This is a genomic window from Catenovulum sediminis, assembly GCF_007289895.1.
In the GTDB taxonomy this organism is placed as follows: domain Bacteria; phylum Pseudomonadota; class Gammaproteobacteria; order Enterobacterales; family Alteromonadaceae; genus Catenovulum; species Catenovulum sediminis.
The window spans coordinates 2,136,631-2,157,863 of record NZ_CP041660.1; the positions used below are offsets into that span (position 1 = coordinate 2,136,631).

Genomic DNA, 21,233 nt, shown 5'->3' on the forward strand with positions numbered 1-21,233 from the left:
GGGTTATGAATAGTATTGTTTTGGTTTTCAGTTTATTTCTTGTATTGATATTTGATGCGGAAGCTGCTCAGCAAAGAGAAATTTTTACTTTGATAAGCAATAAAGATATCAACAAATTAACTGAATATTACAAAACTAATCCAATTAAAGAGATTGAATTCTCCAACTTGCTAAACTCTAATGTCTCGGTTGTAGTTTTCGCAGCAATGGAAAGCAATTCGGAGATATTGTCATTTTATGCAAGGCAAGGATTCGATTTACGAAAGCGGCATGAGGAATTTGAGTTCCAATTAGGGGGGAACTTGCTTCATGATGCTGCAAGCGGCTGCAATATGGACACATTCAGTTATCTAGTTAGTGAAGGATTGGATTTGCAAGAACCAAATGATAAAGGATATGTACCCTTGGATATTGCCAGAATGTTTCAATGTCCAAGCATCGAGCAGTTCATACTTGAAAAATTAAACCTAGCAAAATAACTAAAAACGATACCACTTGGACAGAGTTTGTATACGGCATGCAACACGCCAGATATTACCGCCATGACGTGCGCGGCAGTAAAAACAAACACACTTTGTATTTAGGCACTGCAGAAAAGGTGTATACCACAACCGGTAACAGGCACAGTTTTGAATATAAGTTTTATATTGGCAACATAGTTATCACCGAAAGCACCAACAATAGCCAAAGTCAAGAAAACTATTTACACAAAGGCCACCTAGGCAGCCTAGTTACCAAAGAAGGCATTCTGCACTGGGTTATATGACACCACACCAGAAGTATATTGAAATGAAAAATGCCGCTTAGAATTTCTACAGTAAAAGTTGACCATTGCAACTTAGGTGGTGTGATAAATCTCTTCAACGTCATCAGCTGTGTATTCTTGCTGTGCTTGCCACAGATCATACTTGGTTTGCTGATTGATCCAAGATTGAGCGGTTCCACCAAAAGCTTTGGCTAACTTAATAGCTACTTTAGGCGTAATGCCACGGCGACCATTCACAATTTCGCTTAGTGCCGCTCTGGTCATGCTCATTTTTTCAGCCGTGCCTTTGATGTCCAATTCTAATGGCTCAAGGTACAACTCTTTTAAAGTTTCACCTGGGTGTGGTGGGTTAAACATCTGCATAATATCTTCCTCTAATGGTAATCAAGGTAGTCAACAACCTCCGCATCACCGTTTTCAAACTTGAATGTTACTCGCCAGTTGCCGCTGACAGTAACAGCATAGTGGTTTTGTAACTCACCCTGAAGAGGGTGTAGCCTCGAACCGGGATACCTCATATCTTCAATATCCGTTGCTGAATCCAGCTTGGCTAATATGTTTCTCAATCTTTTAACGTGGTCTTGCTTTACGCCTTTCGTGTTACCGGTCGTGAACAGAGTCTCCAGACCTTTATGTTTAAATGATTTAATCATCCCAATAGCCTTTTAGTTATGTCTTGAGTGTATCGCGTATCGATACGTGAGTCAATCGGCCGCATGAAATACTTTCCACTGCTGAAGGGTCGTAAAGCCTGAACGCCTATATGAATAATATTGTTTTGGCTTTCAGTTTATTTTTGTATTCACTAACCATAACCGATAAAACCAGATTAGTAGTACAACGCACGGTTTATAACCCATGTGGAAAATCAGTCGTCATACAGCGCGAAAAATTCAGGTAAACCAAAAATAGCAGTCCTAGACTATACTCAATGAGCAGGCGGAAACGCTCTGCAACTGGGCAAAGAAAAGGGTAGGGTATGGTCACATTTAGTTTATATATTTTTTTGTACATAGCGCTGGTTATTGTCTTGGTCAGCGCTTTGTTTGCTTGGACTAAATGTAAGGACTGGAGCGTACCGCTGGCCTCTTCGGCTTTAGTGTTGTTACTCATAGATGCCTGGGTGCAGCAAATGTCAGCCTCGTATTGGGTGGCGCTTGTTGTTCTATCATTGCTGGTGGCTTTGTTAAATTCTAAATTTAACGCAAAAAAACATTTTGTGCTGCGTGATTATGTCAGTTTGAGCTTGTTTGTTATCGGCGTGGCCTTATTAACTTTGAGCGAACCTTTATTTTTTGGTGGACTATGTTGTATATACGCAGCTGTGGTCTATGTGCAAAATAACCTGACTTCAATCTCAAACCGTTTTCGCCATCACCATGCCCTGATTGTGACTCTGAGCTCATTTGCACTGATAGTTGCGTTTACCTACACATTAGAGTTAAAACAACAAACATTTAAGCAGCAAAAATTAACTTTGATATCGAGTCATATTGAGCAGCTTTTTACACAAAGATGGCAAAGCTTGCGTTATGCTTTAGTCCGCTTAAACGAACGAGTCAACTCTCCACAGCAGTATATAGATAGTCGTTATCACACCATAGATGCCAAAAATTACGTTAATCAAATCGATGCGATAGTGGCGATAGCCCGTGTAAACCCAACGCAAATCGAGTGGCAAATACCGGAAAAAAGCGAGTTCACTGCCAAGTTTAAATCGGTGGTGAAGTTAATCGAAAGGGGAGAAAAAATATCGTACCTACACAGTGGAAAACATAAACAGTTAACCGAGAACCAATTATTGATTGTTTTTCCTGTTCATGACTCTAATTCGCACCTGATGATACTTGTAGATCAGCAAAAATTATGGGCACCACTTACAAAATATGCAGCATCAGAAAGTGTGTGGCTTAACGTGCGATTGGCTTTAGCACAGCCGTTTATCCAACAACTACAAATGCCCGATGCAGCGAAATGGCACGACTTTTCTGCAACACAACCCAATTGGCAATTGCAAGTGACATTTATGCCTAAACGTGAAATCAACTTAACTTTATTTGATAGCAATTATGTACTTGTTTTGGGGTTTGCGTGCAGTTGTTTGTTTGGTTTGGTGGTGTATTTGTTTTTAGTGACTCGCCGGCAATCCAGAGCACTAAAACAGAAAATTGAGGAACGCGAAGAGCTGCATGCTAAATTTATTACCGAAAAAAACAGAACGGAGATATCGGCAGAAGTTTCGGCTTTGGGCGTATGGGAGTGGGACGTTAAAAGCGGTGCATTGGTGTGGGATAGTAAAATGCATGATATATATGAAACCCCGCAAGCTATTCAAGACAACCTGGGATACGCCTTTTGGCAACAAAGCGTGCACCCTGAAGATATTAGAAATGCTGAGCAGACGATAGCCAATGCGTTAGATAGTAAATCAGAGTGGAATTATGAATTTAGAATTATTACTCCGAGTAAAGTTTGCAAATATGTTAAGGCCAATGCGCGCCCGATATTAAACGAGCAAAGAGAGGTGATAAAACTCGTGGGTGGTAATATGGACATCACTCACGAACGTACGTTAGAAGCGCGTTTACTCGAAGCTAAAGAAGCGGCAGAGCAGGCTAATCATGCAAAATCAACCTTTCTGGCAAATATGAGTCATGAAATCAGAACGCCCATGAATGGTGTTATTGGCATTACAGAATTACTGCAAACAACAGAATTAACGGCGCAGCAGCAAGATTATTTAAATATGATTGCAAGTTCAGCAGAGTCATTGTTGGGTTTGCTAAATAATATTTTAGATATTTCCAAAGTTGAATCAGGCCAATTAGAAATAGAGCGTACGCCATTTTATTTTGCCGAGCGCACCGGTGATGCAATTAAAAGCTTTGCGCCCTTGGCGCATAGCAAAAATATCAGCCTTGATTTTTATATCTCACCGGATATTCCAGATTGTGTATTAGGTGACCCCGTTCGTTTGAATCAAATTATTTTTAACCTAGTCGGTAATGCAGTGAAGTTTACTGCTAAAGGCGGTGTAACGGTTGAAATGTTAAGAGATGAGCAGCAAAGTGCAGCTGCAGATACCTCGTTTACGTTACAAATTGTCGTCAGTGATACGGGATGTGGTATTTCAGACGATGAACAGGCCAAGATATTTGAACCATTTAAACAAGCTGACAGTTCCACCACACGCAAGTACGGAGGTTCTGGATTAGGATTAACGATAGTGCAGCAACTTGTGGCTTTATTGGGCGGAAACCTTGAACTCATTAGTGAGAAAAAACTGGGAAGCAAGTTTATTATTAGTCTCCCTATGCTTGAATCCGACGAATGCGAAAAGCATGACGAAGCGCCCTGGCAACGTACGAAAAATGCTTTTAAAGGCTTAAAATGTTTAGTCGTCGATGACAATGAAATTAACCGCCGCTGGCTAAAAGACATGATGACGGCTTGGGGGTGTAAAGTAGATCTGGCAAACTCAGGCAAGCAAGCTTTTAACCTAATAAAACACAGTAACAAAAACGGCAATTTATATGATGTATTGTTACTCGATAACTTAATGCCGGGTATGACAGGCGTTGAGCTGATTAAAGAACTTACGCAGCAAAATCAAACTTGGCCAAGCGTGATTATGATGTTGTCTTCTTCTATCGTATCAAGTGATTATTCTGAACTTACAGCGCTTGGTATTGATGAAATTCTTACCAAACCAGTTAAACAATCTGAAATTTTTAACAGTATCCTTGCACTTGTTGATGTTAATCAAGCGCCAGATGAAAGGGAACCGGAAAGCCAACAACCGCTTGCTAAATCCTTGAATATTTTGGTGGCTGAAGATAATTTTGTAAATCAGAAATTACTGAAGGAGTTACTCGAAAGTCGCGAGCACAATGTGACCATAGTGAATGATGGTATTGAGGCACAATACCACGCAAAAACAGGCGCTTATGACCTCATTTTAATGGATGTGCAAATGCCAAATATGGACGGACTAGAGGCCACAAAACGTATTCGAGCGTTTGAGCAAACTTCAGATATTAATAATTGGATTATTGGTTTGACGGCGAATGCACTCAAAGGAGATAAGGAATTGTGTTTGCAAGCTGGTATGGATTTATATATGACTAAGCCTATTAATGGTGCGAAACTTATCTCGATAATAGAAAAAGGGCCAGTCAGTGAACGTTTGAAAAGTAATAAAAAGTTACAAGACGCCCCCAGTGATGCGCCTCTCAACTCTGGATATTCTGCAAGTCAATACTATGCTCAAATAGATAACACTGCCTTATTTGATTTGGAACGTGGTTTGTTATCAACTGGCAACGATAACGCGCTTTTAGATGATGTAATCGCATTGGTTTTATCAGTGCTTCCTGAGATCACGTCTGAATTGCAAGAAGCTATGGAAAATTATGAAGAACAAAAATTTAAAGCTGGTTTGCATAAATTAAAAGGCATGCTTGGAAACTTGGCAAACAATTGCGTGACAGAAATCATCGCAGACTTGGAATACAGCCCAAGTGGCGAACATGGACTCGAATTAAGCGAAAAAATGGCGGTTACACAACACTTAATCGATAAGTTGTCTAATGAACTACAAAACTACAACGAAAAAGGCAATTAAATGGTATGAGTAGTGTTAACAAGCTGAAGGTTTTAATTGCGGATGACGATCTCATTACGCGCATGTTGCTGCAAAGAAACTTAACGGCATGGGGGTATCAGGTACATGTTGCGTCTGATGGCGAGCAAGCATGGGATATTGTGAATGCGGAAGACAATCTGCGCCTTTTTATTGTTGATTGGGGGATGCCAAAGTTAGATGGTTTAGAGTTTTGTCGCACTTTGAAATCCGAATGTGACTACTTTTTATATATTATTATGTTAACCGGACGAAGCGGCACGGATAACATTGTTGAAGCCATGTCAGGTGGTGCTGATGATTTCGTCACTAAACCTTTTGTTGCTGAAGAGCTGCGTGTTCGTTTGCAAGTGGGAGAGCGGATATTAGAACAAGAAAAAAAATTGGAGTTTTATGCAAACCGAGATTATCTAACGGGTGCATGGAACAGAAGAGTGATACTAAATCATTTGCGTGAAGAGTGGGAGCGTAGCGTCAGGGAGCGCACGAAACTGAGTGTGGTGATATTTGATTTGGATATGTTTAAACAAATTAATGACCGGTATGGGCATCAAGCGGGAGACCAAGCAATCAGTGTATTTTGTTCTATCGTAATGGGTAATATTAGGCCTTATGATAAATTAGGCCGCTACGGAGGTGAGGAGTTTCTTCTGGTATTGCCGAACACCCACGAGCAAGAAGCAGTTTTAGTTGCAGAGCGGTGCTGCACTCAAGTAGCGGATGTGAACATACCCTTACCTGGACAAGATACACTAACCGTGACGGTGAGTGCAGGGGTTGCAATCAGTGATGCGGGTAACCCGCCAATGAATGATTTATTTAAAAACTGCGACAAAGCGCTTTATCAAGCAAAAAATAACGGTCGAAATCAAGTGGTTTTATATAAGCAGAGTTAAGTGTATGCAAATAGTGAGACTGATTTATCATAGCTTGGCCAGTTACAACCTGAGTAAAAGTGAAATTAAACAAATACAGCAGTGTTCAAGTCAGTTTAACGCGATAAATAAAGTTACCGGTATGTTGGTTTATGACAATTTAAGGTTTTTACAACTACTCGAAGGGGAAACTGTTGTAATTAATGATTTATATAACCGAATTGTGAATGATAAAAGGCATAATTGTGTACAGCTCGTTCATTTTGGTGAGTTAAATAATAGAAGGTTTACAGAATGGTCAATGGGCGTTGCTTATATGCCGGTATCTAAAAAAACATTTGTTGAGTCAAAATACGGTGGATTTTTCCCTGATAAATTCAACGCATATGAGGCTACTCGGTATTTGCAGGAGGTGAGAGAGTTTGCCGTCGAAAGCATGTAATCAACGAGTGATGAGGTTTAATGTAACCATACCATCACTGCGATAATTACCATTTTAAGCTGTTGTTTAGATTAACCAAAATACCAAAAAGGCGATTAAGCTAGAAACACCAAAAAATGCATATTCGATGCGTGCCATAACCAACTGGTCACGGTTATCAGACTTTTCAATTACACCCAATACAACGAAGGTGATAAACATAGCTAATGCAAGCAAAGTTGCATTAACTTCAAGCGCGCTGATTAAATTTTCCATTGTGCTTCAACCCAGAAATAAAATTAAACTGCTAAATATGGTGCGTATTTTAATGAATGAGTGCCTAAAAAAACAAGTTTAATTGGTTTAAATCTGATCAAGCGTCAGTTTTCTTGCAATTTTAACGCAAACTCCGCATTATTTTGCGCTTTTTGAGTCAATCTCCAGAGGTATTTATGGCGAAATCTAAAGTTGTTGTAGAAATGCTAAGTTATGGTATCTACAGTAAGTGGGACAATAACGATAAATCTTTGCCAAAAATACAAGAATTTACCACTCAGGTGCCTGCCGAAGTTGATATCGAATTTGGATTTATTGTAAACATCAAAAAAGCGCGCGGTGAAAAGATCCGATATTGTATTTACCATCCAGATATCCCTGATAAACAGGGTCAAGCAATGCCCCCTTTTGATGGTGAAGAGTATGTACGAAACAACAGTTGGGATTTTTATCTGGGAGATACCATTTGGTTACCCATTGAAGATAAAATAGGTGAATGGCGAATGGAAATAGAACTTGATAATAAAATCATTGCCAGTAAAACATTTGATGTGTTTCAACCAGAATTCGCAGGTGAAATTGGTTTTTGGAAAAAACGCGGGTTTTGATTCCGTTACCAATATAATACAAAGCATAATAAACAGGTTAATAATGGCAAAAATTGCGATAATCGCCTATCCGGGGGCGCGTAAGTGGCTATACAAACACGTGGCGGGTATAGAAGCTTTTTATGACTCTTTTGAGGCTGAGCAAATTCAGCCCGGAGACGAAGTGTATGGCATGTTGAGTGTATCGCAAGCTGCTCAGGTGGTTGAACTAGGTGCAACCTATTACCATTTATCTACCGCTCAAGAAAATGCAATTAAGTTGGAATATAATCAACTTTTGAATCATCAACCTAAATTAGAACCTTTTTATATCAGTCCAAACTATGAAGGCGTCGTTAATCAAGTTTGCAAAAAAACAGTCGCTCAGCTGAATCGCTTTTGGCAAAACTTGTGGCATAAACAAAGTGTGATGCGAGCTGCAGATTTTAAAATTGCTTTTTTTGCGCTAATGACAGCTTCAGGTATCGGCATTTTTGCAGATGCTTTAACTGGCGTTGAGTTGTTTAAAAATCAATTAACTTATTGGTTTGGTAAAGATAAACAGTGGTTTGCAGACAACTTTACGACATACTGGTTAATTGAGCTCACACTCGGCTTTGTATTGTTTATCTGGGCTTCTTGGTCGTTGCGTATGCAAGCCCGAAGTTGGATCCCGTTGCGGGATGTTAAGCGGCAGGATTCTGAAAAGGCCTATCAAGGCTTAGTTTTAACTTTGTCTTCTGGTTATCACTTTATTGAAAAAAACAATCAATGGTATTTTGTGAAACAAAAGTATGGTGAGCCAATTGAAGTGCCACTGAGCGGAAATTTGCAGCAAGATATTGAGGCCTTGATGCCACTTAAAGTACAGTGGGAGCTGATTCTGCGTATTATTCGAAGCCAGACGAGCCACCCCAATAGTGTGTTGCAACGCGTCATGTTATTGGGTACACAAGATTGCAGTATAAAAAATATAGAAGGTGTGGTCGAGCGCATTGCACCTGGCACGTATCCGCAAATCAAAAACGCATTGTCGGTCTTGTCGATGTATCCTGAATTTGCCGCCGTTACATTTGAATCTTATCCTGTGCCAATACCACCTAATGATATAGAAGCCTATTACAATGCTTATCTAAAAATCGCTAAAATATGGGACAGTCAGGCAGATTTACCAGAAGAGGGTATCTTAATTGATATCACAGGCGGTAAGTCTGTCAATAGCGTGGCAGCGGCATTAGCCACACTGCACAACAAAATGCAATTTCATTATATAGATACAAACAATTTAAACGACAGTTTGGTGTATTGCATGGAATACCGTCAGCAGAATATATAACAAGCGAAGGTCGATGAAAATTATCAATAATACCCTGCATCTAGAGTGTACCGCGCAATCATACATCCGGTGGCCGCAAGACAAAGCACTATTCTCGTCCAAAAAACCATATTTATTGCATGGTAGCGGGTCAAATATGTTGTTGCTAGACAGGGTATACTGCGGCCAGTTAGTCGAATCGAGCAACACGGATTTTATAATCCGTGAAGAGGACAACGGTTATTACGTAGAGCTAGGTGCTGCGTTAAATTGGCATTCAGTTGTTAAGCGTTTATTGGATTTGGGGATCTTTGGCCTTGAAAACTTGGCGCTGATCCCAGGCACAGTCGGAGCAGCGCCGATTCAAAATATTGGTGCCTATGGCGCTGAATTAGCTGATTTTTGCTGGGCTGTGAATGGTGTACTGTTAGACTCGATGACCGAATGCAGTTATAACAATCAAGCATGTCAATTTGGTTATCGCGATTCTATTTTTAAAAATGAACTTAAAGATCGTTTTTTAATAACCCGTGTTACTTTAAAGCTCAGTAAAAATTATCAGCCGAATACTCGATATGGTGCATTGTCTGAACTGAACAAGCCGACAGCGCATGATATTTTCAAACGCGTCTGTCAGATCAGAAGCGAGAAGTTACCCGATCCAGCAAAAATAGGGAATGCGGGGAGCTTTTTTAAAAACCCATTGGTCTCGGTTGAGCAACTAGCTCAATTACAAAAAGTGTTGCCGGATGTCGTTTATTTTCCATATGATGATGGCGAAGTGAAGCTTGCGGCGGGCTATCTTATTGAACAAGCGGGTTTAAAAGGTTATCAAATGCAGCAAGCTGGAGTGCATAGTAAACAAGCGTTAGTGTTGATTAATATTGGGGCAGCAACAGGGCTAGATATTGCATGTTTAGCGGCATACGTACAGCAAGTCGTCGAAAATAAGTTTAATGTTTGTTTGCAACCCGAAGTGCGCTTTATCAATAAAAACGGAGAATGTGATGCTGTAGAATATCTGCATCAATTGCGCGCGTCGTCTTTTTACAAAAATAGGGTAGGGTTAAATGAAGCTTGAAGCATTGTTAGAGTGCCTATGTGACGGACATTTCCATTCTGGTCAAGATTTGGCGACCTACTTCTCAACCAGTCGCGCCAGTATTTCCAATTGGATCCATAAATTAGAAGCGGCCGGTTACCAAATTCATAAACTTCCGGGTAAAGGATACAGTTTACCTACCTATGTAAAACCGCTTAATTTTGAGTATCTGCAAGCGTCACTAAAAGATGAGTTTATCTTGCTACTCAATCGCCATTCAGCCTCAACAAATGAAGAGGTTAAACAGTATTTTAAACAGCAGACAGAGCAAGCAGTTTTAGCCGCAACCGATAAACAAACCGCTGGGCGTGGTAGACGAGGCCGAGTTTGGCATTCACCTTTTGCGCAGAACTTATATTTTAGCTTAGGTTTAACCGTTAACTTGCCATTAAGTGCGTTATCTGGATTAAGCTTGGTTGTAGGCGTTGCAGTGGCCGATTATTTGCGCCAGCTCAATATTTATACAGAATTGAAATGGCCAAATGATATTTATCTAGATGGTAAAAAACTCGGGGGTATATTAATTGAGTTGGAAGGTGACTTTGAACCCCCGTGTAATCTAATTGTCGGGGTCGGGCTCAATGTCAATATGCACTCAGATGAAAGCGAGATTGATCAAGCATGGCAGAGTTTGGCTAGTTATCGTGGCGAGCTGTTTAGCAGAGATGATTTGTTAATTAGTTTAAGTCGCCAAATTAAACAGTATATCGAAGAATTTGTGCAGTCTGGTATGAGTCGCTTTGTACAAAAGTGGGCGCAATATGACCGCTATTTAGATAAGCAAGTGACGCTTATGAGTGGCAATAACAAGAAAATAGGGATTAATCGAGGCATTGATCAACTCGGGAATTTATTGCTCGAAACGCAGTTTGGTATGCAAACCATTAGTGGGGGTGAGATTTCTTTGCGCGCAACTGAAAAAGCAGATGATCATGCCCAAAGATAAATACAAGCTCTTTAACAAACCAGTATTATTGGTTGATCAGGGCAATACAAGAGTAAAATTCGCGCAATTTGATTGTAGAATTTATGCTAAATCAGAAAGCTATGAGCCAAGCATTGCGTTGATTGATTACGAGCAAGCCGCTCAAAGTAATGCTTTTGCGCATGTTTTTTTAGCATCCGTTCGTAAAACGGATTATCCACAATGGCAAAGTGTAAAAAATAACTTTAAGCCAAAGCAAATTTCAGAAGTCCATTCAGCCGAACAGAAGTATGGTTTAGTTAATGCCTACCGGGAATATGGGCGATTAGGGGTTGATCGTTGGTTAGCTATGTTGGGGGCGTACCAGAAAAGCCTTTCGGCATGCCTTGTTGTTGATATCGGAACAGCATTAACGATAGATGTAATCAACAAGCAGGGGCTGCATCAGGGCGGGTATATATTGCCTTCGGTAAATTGGTCGGTCGAAAATTTTGTCTCTCGTACTGCAAAAATTGAAGTGAAAGAGATAAATGACATTGCTTGTGAATTAGGCCAATCAACCGAGTCTTGTTTGTTTAATGGCTTATACCATAGTCATATTAGTTTAATTAAAAACGAATTTATCAAGCTTAAACACGCAGATCCGACTGCTCAATTATGGCTGACCGGTGGCGAAAAAGAATTTTATCAAAAATTATTGGCGCAACAGCAAATTAAAGTGCAGTTGAGTGAAACGTTAATTTTTGAAGGATTGGCCCGCTATGCGTATGACAAAGCACTAAATACGCCCAAATAAGTATAGAAAAGCAGCAGTGTTGCATGAAAACTGAGCGAACAGACAAATTTCTAAATTTTTATGAAAAAAAGGGTTGCAAGGCTCGGATTGTTTCTCTAAACTGCGCAGCACTTTTGAGAGGGCCGGCTTAGCTCAGTTGGTAGAGCAACTGACTTGTAATCAGTAGGTCGCCAGTTCGATTCCGGCAGCCGGCACCATCAAAATAAAAAATTCGGAGGGGTTCCCGAGTGGCCAAAGGGATCAGACTGTAAATCTGACGGCTCTGCCTTCGCTGGTTCGAATCCAGCTCCCTCCACCAAATCACAGTTAGGGGTTTATTGCTCAAGTAGCGGGCATCGTATAATGGCTATTACCTCAGCCTTCCAAGCTGATGATGCGGGTTCGATTCCCGCTGCCCGCTCCAGTTTCGCTGATATAGCTCAGTCGGTAGAGCGCACCCTTGGTAAGGGTGAGGTCCCCAGTTCAAATCTGGGTATCAGCACCACTCTGACGTATCCTCCTGCCGTGGCATTGCAACGCAATCTAATCTGGTTTTAAAACCGAGTATTTTGAAAAACTTGAGGTCTGGAAAGTGGCTAAAGCAAAATTTGAACGTACTAAACCGCACGTTAACGTTGGCACAATCGGTCACGTTGACCATGGTAAAACAACTCTAACTGCAGCAATTTCAACTGTATTGTCAAAAACATATGGTGGTGATGCTAAAGACTTCGCTTCAATCGATAACGCTCCAGAAGAGCGCGAGCGTGGTATCACAATCAATACTTCTCACGTAGAGTATGATACACCAACTCGTCACTACGCACACGTAGACTGTCCTGGACACGCGGATTATGTTAAAAACATGATCACGGGTGCTGCACAGATGGACGGCGCGATCTTAGTAGTAAGTGCTGCTGATGGCCCAATGCCACAGACTCGTGAGCACATCTTGTTATCACGTCAGGTTGGTGTACCTTACATCATCGTATTCATGAACAAGTGTGACATGGTTGATGACGAAGAGTTGTTAGAATTAGTAGAAATGGAAGTTCGTGAACTTCTTTCTGAATATGACTTCCCAGGTGATGACTTACCATTAATCCAAGGTTCTGCATTAAAAGCATTACAAGGTGAAGCGGATTGGGAAGCTAAAATCATCGAATTAGGTGAAGCTTTAGATACATATATCCCAGAGCCAGAGCGTGATATCGATAAGCCTTTCTTGATGCCTGTAGAAGACGTTTTCTCAATCTCAGGTCGTGGTACAGTTGTAACTGGCCGTGTTGAGTCTGGTATCATCAACGTAGGTGATGAAATCGAAATTGTTGGTATCCGCGAAACTCAAAAAACAACTTGTACGGGTGTAGAAATGTTCCGTAAGTTGTTAGACGAAGGTCGTGCAGGTGAGAACATCGGTGCATTATTACGTGGTACTAAGCGTGACGACGTTGAGCGTGGTCAAGTATTATGTAAGCCTGGTTCAATCACACCACACACTAACTTCGAATCAGAAGTTTATGTATTGTCAAAAGAAGAAGGTGGTCGTCATACTCCATTCTTCAAAGGCTACCGTCCACAGTTCTATTTCCGTACAACTGACGTAACTGGTTCAATTGAGTTACCAGAAGGCGTAGAAATGGTAATGCCTGGTGATAACATCAAAATGTCAGTAGAATTGATCTCTCCAATCGCGATGGACGAAGGTTTACGCTTCGCTATCCGTGAAGGTGGTCGTACTGTTGGCGCAGGTGTTGTTGCTAAGATTATCCGATAATTATTATCGCATAATCGACTAAAGCCCCGCTAAGGGGCTTTTGTGTTTTAAAAAATTGTTTAGGGGTGTAGTTCGAATTGGTAGAACAGCGGTCTCCAAAACCGATGGTTGGGGGTTCGAGTCCCTCCGCCCCTGCCAACATAAGTAACCTCGCAGATGCGGGGCATTTTTGTCTGTAAACCCGGAAAAGGTTTTTACGTATGAGCGTTGAAACAGAAAATCAAGGATCAAGTTTTGATTCCATTAAGTGGATATTAACTTTTGCTATCCTAACTGCCGCAGTAGTCGGTAACTATATGTACACCGAGCAAGTCTCTGTACTTTGGCGAGCGATTGCAGTGGTTGCAGCTGTTGTGGTTGCTGGTTTAATTGCGGCTCAGACCTCTAAAGGACGAGACGCGTTAAGTTTTGCTAAAGAATCTCGTACAGAAGTACGTAAAGTTATTTGGCCAACTCGTGATGAAGCGTTACGTACAACAGCAATTGTACTTGTAGCGACATTAATTATGTCTCTGATTTTATGGGGCTTAGATGGCATTATGGTACGTGCAGTATCATTTTTAACTGGATTGGGGCTATAAGTTATGTCAGAAGCAAAATTACGCTGGTATGTCGTACAAGCTTTCTCTGGTTATGAAGGCCGAGTGGCAACTACGTTAAAAGAGCACATTGCATTAAATCAAATGGAAGAATATTTCGGCGAGATCTTAGTGCCAACTGAAGAAGTTGTTGAAATGCGTGCGGGTCAAAAACGTAAAAGCGAAAGAAAATTTTTTCCAGGTTATGTGCTAGTGCAAATGGTGATGAATGACGAATCATGGCACTTGGTAAAAAGTACACCTAGAGTATTAGGTTTTATTGGTGGTACCAGTGATAGACCGGCGCCAATTTCAGATAAAGAAGCACAAGCTATCTTAAACCGTCTGCAAGAATCACATGATAAACCACGTCCGAAAACCTTATTCGAACCCGGTGAAGTGGTTCGGGTATGTGATGGTCCATTTGCTGATTTTAACGGTGTGGTTGAAGAAGTTGACTATGAAAAAAGTCGCTTAAAAGTATCAGTTTTAATATTCGGTCGGTCTACTCCGGTCGAATTAGAATTTTCACAAGTTGAAAAGGCTTAAAGATTAATCTATAATCCGCGGCCCTAATTTTGTATGGGAAGCCGTTGAGTAAGTGTCCTCGCATTTACTAGGCGTTCGACCCTAATTTATGAGGTAATTAAAATGGCTAAAAAAGTACAAGCCTTAGTTAAGTTGCAAGTTGCAGCTGGCATGGCTAACCCGAGTCCACCAGTTGGTCCTGCTCTAGGTGCACAAGGTGTGAACATCATGGAATTCTGTAAAGCGTTTAACGCAAAAACAGAAAGCGTGGAAAAAGGTTCACCAGTACCGGTTGTGATCACTGTTTATAATGACCGTTCTTTCACTTTTGAAACTAAAACACCACCTGCATCTTTCTTATTGAAAAAAGCAGCTGGTATCAAAAGTGGTTCTGCTACTCCTCACACAACTAAAGTGGGTAAAGTTACCCGTGCTCAGTTGGAAGAGATTGCAAAAGCTAAAGAACCAGATTTAACTGCTGCTGATTTAGATGCAGCTGTCCGTACTATTGCTGGTTCTGCTCGTAGCATGGGCTTGGATGTAGAGGGGTAAACCATGGCTAAATTAACTAAAAAAGCACGTTTAATCCGTGAAAAAGTGGACGTTACAAAAGTATATGATGTAGCTGAAGCGGTTGAATTATTAAAAGAATTAGCAACTGCTAAGTTTGTTGAAAGCGTAGACGCTGCAGTAAACTTAGGTATTGATGCGCGTAAATCAGACCAAAACGTTCGTGGTGCAACTGTTTTACCACACGGTACAGGTCGTACAGTACGTGTTGCAGTATTCACTCAAGGCGCTAATGCAGAAGCTGCAAAAGAAGCCGGTGCTGACATCGTTGGTATGGAAGATTTAGCTGAGCAAGTTAAAAAAGGCGAAATGGACTTTGACGTAGTTGTTGCTTCTCCAGACGCGATGCGTGTTGTGGGTCAATTAGGTCAAATTTTAGGTCCACGTGGTTTAATGCCAAACCCTAAAGTGGGCACGGTTACACCTAACGTTGCTGACGCTGTTAAACAAGCTAAAGCAGGCCAAATCCGTTATCGTAACGATAAAAACGGTATCATCCACACGACTATCGGTAAAGTGGATTTTGAAGCGGCTCAGTTAAAAGAAAACCTTGAAGCTTTATTGGTTGCTTTGAAAAAAGCAAAACCTTCTTCAGCGAAAGGTCAATACATTGCAAAAGTTAGCTTGTCGACCACTATGGGCGCAGGCGTTCAAGTTGATCAAGCAACGCTAGATATAGCAACTGCTTAATTGTTGAACTAAAAACTTTACTTGGTGGCCTAGTTTAGTTAAACTGCGCCACCAAAATTAAGGTCGTGCCTTTATGGCTCACGTCCAAGACCGTAGGGGTTATTTGTTTAATTCTTGATAAATAACTTAATTATCCTACGTAGACGGTGAAGGAACCTCGAAGATTTAATCCTCTTCTGGACCTAATCCGTAAATTCGTGCCCAGGAATATTTCTGGGGTGATTTAAATCTAGATTGAAAAATCTAGGATATCCAGGAGTTACACTAATGGCATTAGGACTCGCAGGCAAGAAAGAAATTGTCGCACAGGTCAACGAAGCTGCCAAAGGTGCGCTTTCTGCAGTAATAGCCGACTCTCGTGGCGTTACCGTTGCTGATATGACTTCATTGCGTAAACAAGCGCGTGAAGCAGGCGTTCAACTACAAGTTGTACGTAATACATTAGCACGTCGCGCGGTAGAAGGTACTGACTACGAATGCTTAACTGAGTTATTCGTTGGTCCAACTTTGATTGCGTTTTCGAACGAGCACCCAGGTGCTGCAGCTCGAATTTTGAAAGATTTTTCAAAATCTAACAAAGCGTTTGAAATCAAAGGTGCTGCGTTTGAAGGTGCAGTTGCGGATGTTGAAGTTTTGGCTTCATTACCAACATACGAAGAAGGTTTGGCGAAGTTAATGAGCTGCATGAAAGAAGCAGCTGCTGGCAAACTTGTTCGTACTATTGCAGCTATTCGCGATCAGAAAGAAGAAGCAGCAGCTTAATTTATCTAGCTGTCGCTTAATTTATTCATTAGTTAAAATTATTTTATTAGGATTAGAGTCATGTCTATTACTAAAGACCAAATCATCGATGCCATCGCAGAAATGTCTGTTATGGATGTTGTAGAACTAGTTTCTGCTATGGAAGAAAAATTCGGCGTTTCTGCAGCTGCAGCTGTAGTTGCAGGTCCTGCTGGCGCTGGTGAAGCTGCTGAAGAGCAAACAGAATTCGACGTAATTCTTAAAGCTGCTGGCGGTAACAAAGTTGCTACTATCAAAGCAGTTCGTAGTGCTACAGGTCTTGGCCTTAAAGAAGCTAAAGCTTTGGTTGACGGCGCTCCTGCTCCAATCAAAGAAGCTGCTTCTAAAGAAGAAGCAGAAGAACTTAAGAAAGCACTTGAAGAAGCTGGTGCTGAAGTTGAAGTTAAATAAGCTGTTTGTTAACAGTTTATTAGCCGTAACAGGCGAGGGCTGGTGCTGTTAAAGTGCCGGCCTTTTTGCGCTATAGAGCTTTGTGCTAAATAAGCTCAAAAAGTCGATAATGATTGCAGATCGTAACAAACGCTATGTGATTGTGTGATCTTTGAATCAGCAAGCTGAGGAACCCCATGGCTTATTCTTATACCGAAAAGAAACGCATTCGTAAGGATTTTGGTAAGCGTCCGCAGGTTCTGGATGTACCCTACTTACTTTCCATCCAGTTAGACTCTTTCCGAAAATTCATTGATGTAGATCCTGATGGTCAATACGGTCTGGAAGCCGCTTTCCGTTCTGTATTCCCAATTGTTAGCTATTCAGGTAGCGCCGAACTCCAATATGTCAGCTACCACTTGGGCGAGCCCGTATTTGATGTTAAAGAATGTCAAGTCAGAGGGGTAACCTATTCTGCACCACTGCGAGTTAAACTCAGACTTGTGCTGTATGATAAAGAAGCTCCAGCTGGCACAATTAAAGACATCAAAGAACAAGAAGTTTACATGGGTGAAATACCACTCATGACTGAAAATGGTACCTTTGTTATCAATGGTACTGAGCGTGTAATTGTTTCTCAGTTACATCGTTCTCCAGGTGTATTTTTCGATCACGATAAAGGTAAAACGCACTCATCAGGTAAAGTTTTATACAATGCCCGTGTCATTCCTTACCGTGGTTCTTGGTTGGATTTCGAATTCGACCCTAAAGACAATTTATTTGTACGTATTGACCGTCGCAGAAAATTACCTGCATCAATCATCTTACGTGCATTAGATTACACCACTGAACAAATTCTAGACATCTTCTTCGAATCTGTTGTTTTTGAAATTAAAGACAGCAGTTGTACCATGCAGTTAGTCCCTGAGCGATTATTAGGTGAGACAGCCGCATTTGACATTATGTCTGCTGATGGTGATGTGTTAGTAGAACAAGGCCGCCGTATTACTGCGCGGCATATTCGTCAGTTAGCCAAAGCTAACATTACTGAATTAGAAGTTCCGGTTGAATACTTAATTGGCAAAATTTTAAAGCAAACTTATGTCGATGAGTCTACCGGTGAAGTGATTGCCGAAGCGAATTCTGAATTAACTTTAGAATTACTAGCTGAATTAAGTAAAGCCGGTCACAAGTCTATTGATACACTATATATCAATGACTTGGATCACGGTGCATATATGTCAGAAACGCTACGCGTTGATTCAACAACAAACCGAATCGAAGCGTTAGTCGAAATTTATCGTATGATGCGTCCTGGCGAGCCACCTACTCGTGAAGCTGCGGAAGGGTTATTCGAGAATTTATTCTTTAATGATGAAAGATATGACTTATCTAGTGTAGGTCGTATGAAATTTAACCGTCGCGTCCAACGTGAAGAGTTGGTAGGCGAAGGTACATTATCAAATCAAGACATTATTGATGTCATGAAAACCCTTATCGACATTCGTGACGGTAAAGGTGAAGTGGATGACATCGACCACTTAGGTAACCGTCGTATTCGAAGCGTCGGTGAAATGGCTGAAAACCAATTCCGCGTTGGTTTAGTACGTGTCGAACGTGCAGTTAAAGAGCGTTTGAGTTTAGGTGATCTAGAGAGTTTAACGCCTCAAGATTTAATCAACGCGAAGCCTATTTCAGCAGCCGTTAAAGAATACTTTGGCTCTAGTCAGTTATCTCAGTTTATGGACCAAAACAATCCATTGTCTGAAGTGACGCACAAACGTCGTATTTCTGCATTAGGTCCGGGTGGTTTAACACGTGAACGTGCAGGTTTCGAGGTTCGAGACGTCCACCCAACTCACTATGGTCGTTTGTGTCCAATTGAAACGCCTGAAGGTCCAAACATCGGTTTGATTAACTCGTTGGCGAGTTATGCACGAACCAATGATTTTGGTTTCTTAGAGACGCCTTATCGCAAAGTTATCGATGGTCAGGTAACAGACGAAATTGAATATCTATCTGCAATCGAAGAAGGTAACTTTGTTATCGCACAGGCAAGTGCTGCGACAGATGAGTCAGGTCGCTTAACCGATGAATTGGTTAACTGTCGTTATAAAAACGAATTTACTTTAATGAACTCTGAAGAAGTTCAATTAATGGATGTATCTCCTCAACAGATCGTATCTGTTGCAGCGTCTTTGATTCCATTCCTTGAACACGATGATGCTAACCGTGCATTAATGGGTTCAAACATGCAACGCCAAGCTGTACCAACATTAAAAGCGGATAAGCCTTTGGTGGGTACGGGTGTTGAGAAAACCGTTGCCATCGACTCAGGTGTAACTGTTGTTGCAAAACGCGGTGGTGTTATCGACTATGTTGATGCCAGCCGAATTGTTGTTAAAGTCAATGAATCAGAAACAGTACCTGGTGAAGCGGGTATTGATATTTATAACTTAACCAAATATACGCGTTCTAACCAAAATACCTGTATCAACCAGAAACCAACTGTTGAGCCGGGAATTCCAGTGGTTCGTGGTGATGTCTTGGCTGATGGTCCATCAACTGATTTAGGTGAGTTAGCACTTGGTCAGAACATGCGTATCGCGTTCATGCCTTGGAATGGTTATAACTTTGAGGATTCAATCCTTGTTTCAGAACGTGTTGTTCAGGAAGACCGGTTAACAACGATTCACATTCAAGAATTAAGTTGTATTGCGCGTGATACTAAATTAGGTCCAGAAGAAATTACTTCTGATATTCCTAATGTAGGTGAATCTGCGTTATCTAAGTTAGATGAATCTGGTGTTGTTTATATTGGTGCTGAAGTTAAAGGCGGCGATATATTAGTTGGTAAAGTGACGCCTAAAGGCGAAACACAACTCACACCAGAAGAAAAATTACTAAGAGCCATTTTCGGCGAAAAGGCATCTGACGTTAAAGATAGCTCTTTACGTGTACCAAATAGTGTCAGTGGTACTATCATCGATGTTCAGGTTTTCACCCGCGATGGTGTTGAAAAAGATCAACGAGCTAAAGAAATCGAACAAATGCAGATCAAAGAGGTTAAAAAAGACCTTGGTACTGAAATGCAGATTTTGGAAGATGATATTTTTGCGACAGCTCGTAACTTGTTAATTCGTGCTGGTGTTGCTGAATCCATTTTAGACTCTATGGACCGAGTGAAATGGTTTAAGCAAAACTTAAGTGATGAAAACTTGCAGGCTGAGTTAGAAACTATTGCAGAACATTACGAAGAAACACGCGCAGAATTTGATAAGAAGTTAGAAGTTAAACGCCGTAAGATTACGCAGGGTGATGATTTAGCACCAGGCGTATTGAAAATTGTTAAAGTGTACCTTGCTGTTAAGCGCCAGATTCAATCTGGTGATAAGATGGCGGGTCGTCACGGTAACAAAGGTGTTATCTCAACAATCTTACCAGTAGAAGATATGCCATACGACGAAACAGGTGAGCCTGTCGATATCGTACTTAACCCGTTGGGTGTACCTTCACGTATGAACGTGGGGCAGATCTTAGAAACCCATATGGGTGCGGCAGCACGTGGTATTGGTAAACGTATCAATGAAATGTTAGCCGAGCAGCGTGAACTTCACGAATTGCGTAATTACTTGCAAGAAGTTTATAACGTGGGTGATAACAGCCAACAAGTTGACATTGCAAGTTTCAGCGATGATGAAGTGCGTCGTTTGGCAGAGCATCTGAAAGCTGGTTTACCAATTGCAACGCCAGTATTTGACGGTGCGAAAGAGCCTGAAATTAAAGAATTGCTTACACTTGCCGGTTTACCAGATGATGGTCAAATTCAATTAATTGATGGCCGAACGGGTAACCCGTTTGAACGTAAAGTAACAGTTGGTTACATGTACATGCTGAAATTGAATCACTTGGTTGATGATAAAATGCATGCGCGTTCAACTGGCTCGTATAGCTTAGTTACTCAGCAACCATTGGGTGGTAAAGCTCAATTTGGTGGTCAGAGATTCGGTGAGATGGAAGTATGGGCACTAGAAGCATATGGTGCATCATATACCTTACAAGAAATGCTGACTGTGAAGTCAGATGATGTAAACGGCCGTACTAAGATGTATAAGAATATTGTTGATGGCAATCATAAGATGGAACCTGGAATGCCTGAATCTTTCAACGTATTGTTGAAAGAAATCCGTTCATTGGGTATCAATATCGAGTTGGAAGAAGAATAAGCTTCAACGG

The 21,233-nt window shown here is 41.1% G+C and carries 21 protein-coding genes and 5 tRNA genes; 23 read left to right on the plus strand and 3 right to left on the minus strand.

Features of this window, described 5'->3' with window-relative positions; all coding sequences use genetic code 11:
• Positions 1 to 5 precede the first annotated feature (5 nt).
• Entirely contained in the window at positions 6 to 479 is a 474-nt protein-coding gene (locus FNT16_RS08705) for an ankyrin repeat domain-containing protein (protein WP_143871227.1), read from the plus strand.
• Between the two features lie 38 nt (positions 480 to 517).
• The gene (locus tag FNT16_RS08710) at positions 518 to 766 is read left to right on the plus strand and encodes a hypothetical protein (protein WP_143871228.1); all 249 of its coding nucleotides are present in this window, start codon (positions 518 to 520) and stop codon (positions 764 to 766) included.
• Between the two features lie 72 nt (positions 767 to 838).
• On the opposite strand, the gene FNT16_RS08715 is transcribed toward FNT16_RS08710, so the two are convergent.
• Together FNT16_RS08715 and FNT16_RS08720 are read right to left on the minus strand one after the other, a co-directional pair.
• Entirely contained in the window at positions 839 to 1,129 is a 291-nt protein-coding gene (locus FNT16_RS08715) for a HigA family addiction module antitoxin (RefSeq protein WP_143871229.1), read from the minus strand.
• A gap of 11 nt (positions 1,130 to 1,140) precedes the next feature.
• Positions 1,141 to 1,419, minus strand: coding sequence for a type II toxin-antitoxin system RelE/ParE family toxin (locus FNT16_RS08720; RefSeq protein WP_143871230.1), 279 nt, complete (start codon positions 1,417 to 1,419; stop codon positions 1,141 to 1,143).
• 326 nt (positions 1,420 to 1,745) lie between these two features.
• Between FNT16_RS08720 and FNT16_RS08725 the strand changes: the two genes are divergently transcribed.
• The 3 genes from FNT16_RS08725 to FNT16_RS08735 are packed head-to-tail and all read left to right on the plus strand — an operon-like array spanning position 1,746 to position 6,725.
• Positions 1,746 to 5,390: a response regulator gene (locus FNT16_RS08725; protein WP_143871231.1), complete on the plus strand. Its 3,645-nt coding sequence runs from the start codon at positions 1,746 to 1,748 to the stop codon at positions 5,388 to 5,390.
• 5 nt (positions 5,391 to 5,395) lie between these two features.
• Positions 5,396 to 6,304 (plus strand): GGDEF domain-containing response regulator, encoded by a 909-nt coding sequence (locus FNT16_RS08730; protein ID WP_143871232.1) that lies wholly within the window; start codon positions 5,396 to 5,398, stop codon positions 6,302 to 6,304.
• Between the two features lie 4 nt (positions 6,305 to 6,308).
• On the plus strand, positions 6,309 to 6,725 hold the full coding sequence (locus FNT16_RS08735) for a BLUF domain-containing protein (protein ID WP_185976557.1): 417 nt from the start codon (positions 6,309 to 6,311) through the stop codon (positions 6,723 to 6,725).
• Positions 6,726 to 6,791: 66 nt separating this feature from the next.
• Here the strand turns inward: FNT16_RS08735 and FNT16_RS08740 are convergent, their stop codons facing one another.
• Positions 6,792 to 6,980 carry a hypothetical protein gene (locus FNT16_RS08740; RefSeq protein ID WP_143871234.1) on the minus strand — a complete coding sequence of 63 codons (189 nt, stop codon included), beginning with the start codon at positions 6,978 to 6,980 and terminating at the stop codon, positions 6,792 to 6,794.
• Positions 6,981 to 7,156: 176 nt separating this feature from the next.
• On the opposite strand from FNT16_RS08740, the gene FNT16_RS08745 reads away from it, so the two are divergent.
• From FNT16_RS08745 to rpoB, 18 genes are all read left to right on the plus strand, one after another.
• Positions 7,157 to 7,588: a DUF3859 domain-containing protein gene (locus FNT16_RS08745; RefSeq protein ID WP_143871235.1), complete on the plus strand. Its 432-nt coding sequence runs from the start codon at positions 7,157 to 7,159 to the stop codon at positions 7,586 to 7,588.
• Positions 7,589 to 7,631: 43 nt separating this feature from the next.
• On the plus strand, positions 7,632 to 8,903 hold the full coding sequence (locus FNT16_RS08750; protein WP_185976558.1) for a CRISPR-associated protein Csx16: 1,272 nt from the start codon (positions 7,632 to 7,634) through the stop codon (positions 8,901 to 8,903).
• A gap of 13 nt (positions 8,904 to 8,916) precedes the next feature.
• Positions 8,917 to 9,963 carry a UDP-N-acetylmuramate dehydrogenase gene (murB, locus tag FNT16_RS08755; protein WP_143871237.1) on the plus strand — a complete coding sequence of 349 codons (1,047 nt, stop codon included), beginning with the start codon at positions 8,917 to 8,919 and terminating at the stop codon, positions 9,961 to 9,963.
• Positions 9,953 to 10,930 carry a bifunctional biotin--[acetyl-CoA-carboxylase] ligase/biotin operon repressor BirA gene (gene birA / locus FNT16_RS08760; RefSeq protein WP_143871238.1) on the plus strand — a complete coding sequence of 326 codons (978 nt, stop codon included), beginning with the start codon at positions 9,953 to 9,955 and terminating at the stop codon, positions 10,928 to 10,930. The genes murB and birA overlap by 11 nt, the downstream gene beginning before the upstream one ends.
• The gene (locus FNT16_RS08765) at positions 10,917 to 11,705 is read left to right on the plus strand and encodes a type III pantothenate kinase (protein WP_185976559.1); all 789 of its coding nucleotides are present in this window, start codon (positions 10,917 to 10,919) and stop codon (positions 11,703 to 11,705) included. The genes birA and FNT16_RS08765 overlap by 14 nt, the downstream gene beginning before the upstream one ends.
• A 121-nt stretch (positions 11,706 to 11,826) precedes the next feature.
• Positions 11,827 to 11,902, plus strand: a tRNA-Thr gene (locus FNT16_RS08770).
• Between the two features lie 16 nt (positions 11,903 to 11,918).
• Positions 11,919 to 12,003 (plus strand) — tRNA-Tyr (locus FNT16_RS08775).
• A 30-nt stretch (positions 12,004 to 12,033) separates the two neighbouring features.
• A tRNA-Gly gene (locus tag FNT16_RS08780) sits at positions 12,034 to 12,108 on the plus strand.
• A 5-nt stretch (positions 12,109 to 12,113) separates the two neighbouring features.
• Positions 12,114 to 12,189 (plus strand) — tRNA-Thr (locus FNT16_RS08785).
• Positions 12,190 to 12,276: 87 nt separating this feature from the next.
• On the plus strand, positions 12,277 to 13,461 hold the full coding sequence (tuf, locus tag FNT16_RS08790; protein WP_143871240.1) for an elongation factor Tu: 1,185 nt from the start codon (positions 12,277 to 12,279) through the stop codon (positions 13,459 to 13,461).
• A 61-nt stretch (positions 13,462 to 13,522) separates the two neighbouring features.
• A tRNA-Trp gene (locus FNT16_RS08795) sits at positions 13,523 to 13,599 on the plus strand.
• Positions 13,600 to 13,661: 62 nt separating this feature from the next.
• Positions 13,662 to 14,042 (plus strand): preprotein translocase subunit SecE, encoded by a 381-nt coding sequence (secE, locus tag FNT16_RS08800; RefSeq protein ID WP_143871241.1) that lies wholly within the window; start codon positions 13,662 to 13,664, stop codon positions 14,040 to 14,042.
• A gap of 3 nt (positions 14,043 to 14,045) precedes the next feature.
• A complete protein-coding gene (gene nusG / locus FNT16_RS08805; protein WP_143871242.1) occupies positions 14,046 to 14,588 on the plus strand; it encodes a transcription termination/antitermination protein NusG in 543 nt (180 codons plus the stop codon).
• A 102-nt stretch (positions 14,589 to 14,690) separates the two neighbouring features.
• Positions 14,691 to 15,119, plus strand: coding sequence for a 50S ribosomal protein L11 (gene rplK / locus FNT16_RS08810; protein ID WP_143871243.1), 429 nt, complete (start codon positions 14,691 to 14,693; stop codon positions 15,117 to 15,119).
• Positions 15,120 to 15,122: 3 nt separating this feature from the next.
• Complete coding sequence (gene rplA, locus FNT16_RS08815; protein WP_143871244.1) at positions 15,123 to 15,827, plus strand: 50S ribosomal protein L1; 705 nt, start codon at positions 15,123 to 15,125, stop codon at positions 15,825 to 15,827.
• Positions 15,828 to 16,094: 267 nt separating this feature from the next.
• Positions 16,095 to 16,589, plus strand: a complete 495-nt coding sequence (rplJ, locus tag FNT16_RS08820) for a 50S ribosomal protein L10 (protein ID WP_143871245.1) — start codon at positions 16,095 to 16,097, stop codon at positions 16,587 to 16,589.
• 60 nt (positions 16,590 to 16,649) lie between these two features.
• Positions 16,650 to 17,018, plus strand: a complete 369-nt coding sequence (gene rplL / locus FNT16_RS08825; protein WP_143871246.1) for a 50S ribosomal protein L7/L12 — start codon at positions 16,650 to 16,652, stop codon at positions 17,016 to 17,018.
• Between the two features lie 176 nt (positions 17,019 to 17,194).
• On the plus strand, positions 17,195 to 21,223 hold the full coding sequence (gene rpoB / locus FNT16_RS08830; protein WP_143871247.1) for a DNA-directed RNA polymerase subunit beta: 4,029 nt from the start codon (positions 17,195 to 17,197) through the stop codon (positions 21,221 to 21,223).
• Positions 21,224 to 21,233 lie beyond the last annotated feature (10 nt).

What these genes read in the sequence shown, in the direction of transcription:
- FNT16_RS08705 (WP_143871227.1), top strand. Translation starts at nt 6, where the DNA reads ATGAATAGTATTGTTTTGGTTTTCAGTTTATTTCTTGTATTGATATTT.
- FNT16_RS08710 (WP_143871228.1), top strand. Translation starts at nt 518, where the DNA reads ATGCAACACGCCAGATATTACCGCCATGACGTGCGCGGCAGTAAAAAC.
- FNT16_RS08715 (WP_143871229.1), bottom strand. Translation starts at nt 1,129, where the DNA reads ATGCAGATGTTTAACCCACCACACCCAGGTGAAACTTTAAAAGAGTTG.
- FNT16_RS08720 (WP_143871230.1), bottom strand. Translation starts at nt 1,419, where the DNA reads ATGATTAAATCATTTAAACATAAAGGTCTGGAGACTCTGTTCACGACC.
- FNT16_RS08725 (WP_143871231.1), top strand. Translation starts at nt 1,746, where the DNA reads ATGGTCACATTTAGTTTATATATTTTTTTGTACATAGCGCTGGTTATT.
- FNT16_RS08730 (WP_143871232.1), top strand. Translation starts at nt 5,396, where the DNA reads ATGAGTAGTGTTAACAAGCTGAAGGTTTTAATTGCGGATGACGATCTC.
- FNT16_RS08735 (WP_185976557.1), top strand. Translation starts at nt 6,309, where the DNA reads ATGCAAATAGTGAGACTGATTTATCATAGCTTGGCCAGTTACAACCTG.
- FNT16_RS08740 (WP_143871234.1), bottom strand. Translation starts at nt 6,980, where the DNA reads ATGGAAAATTTAATCAGCGCGCTTGAAGTTAATGCAACTTTGCTTGCA.
- FNT16_RS08745 (WP_143871235.1), top strand. Translation starts at nt 7,157, where the DNA reads ATGGCGAAATCTAAAGTTGTTGTAGAAATGCTAAGTTATGGTATCTAC.
- FNT16_RS08750 (WP_185976558.1), top strand. Translation starts at nt 7,632, where the DNA reads ATGGCAAAAATTGCGATAATCGCCTATCCGGGGGCGCGTAAGTGGCTA.
- murB (WP_143871237.1), top strand. Translation starts at nt 8,917, where the DNA reads ATGAAAATTATCAATAATACCCTGCATCTAGAGTGTACCGCGCAATCA.
- birA (WP_143871238.1), top strand. Translation starts at nt 9,953, where the DNA reads ATGAAGCTTGAAGCATTGTTAGAGTGCCTATGTGACGGACATTTCCAT.
- FNT16_RS08765 (WP_185976559.1), top strand. Translation starts at nt 10,917, where the DNA reads ATGCCCAAAGATAAATACAAGCTCTTTAACAAACCAGTATTATTGGTT.
- secE (WP_143871241.1), top strand. Translation starts at nt 13,662, where the DNA reads ATGAGCGTTGAAACAGAAAATCAAGGATCAAGTTTTGATTCCATTAAG.
- nusG (WP_143871242.1), top strand. Translation starts at nt 14,046, where the DNA reads ATGTCAGAAGCAAAATTACGCTGGTATGTCGTACAAGCTTTCTCTGGT.
- rplK (WP_143871243.1), top strand. Translation starts at nt 14,691, where the DNA reads ATGGCTAAAAAAGTACAAGCCTTAGTTAAGTTGCAAGTTGCAGCTGGC.
- rplA (WP_143871244.1), top strand. Translation starts at nt 15,123, where the DNA reads ATGGCTAAATTAACTAAAAAAGCACGTTTAATCCGTGAAAAAGTGGAC.
- rplJ (WP_143871245.1), top strand. Translation starts at nt 16,095, where the DNA reads ATGGCATTAGGACTCGCAGGCAAGAAAGAAATTGTCGCACAGGTCAAC.
- rplL (WP_143871246.1), top strand. Translation starts at nt 16,650, where the DNA reads ATGTCTATTACTAAAGACCAAATCATCGATGCCATCGCAGAAATGTCT.
- rpoB (WP_143871247.1), top strand. Translation starts at nt 17,195, where the DNA reads ATGGCTTATTCTTATACCGAAAAGAAACGCATTCGTAAGGATTTTGGT.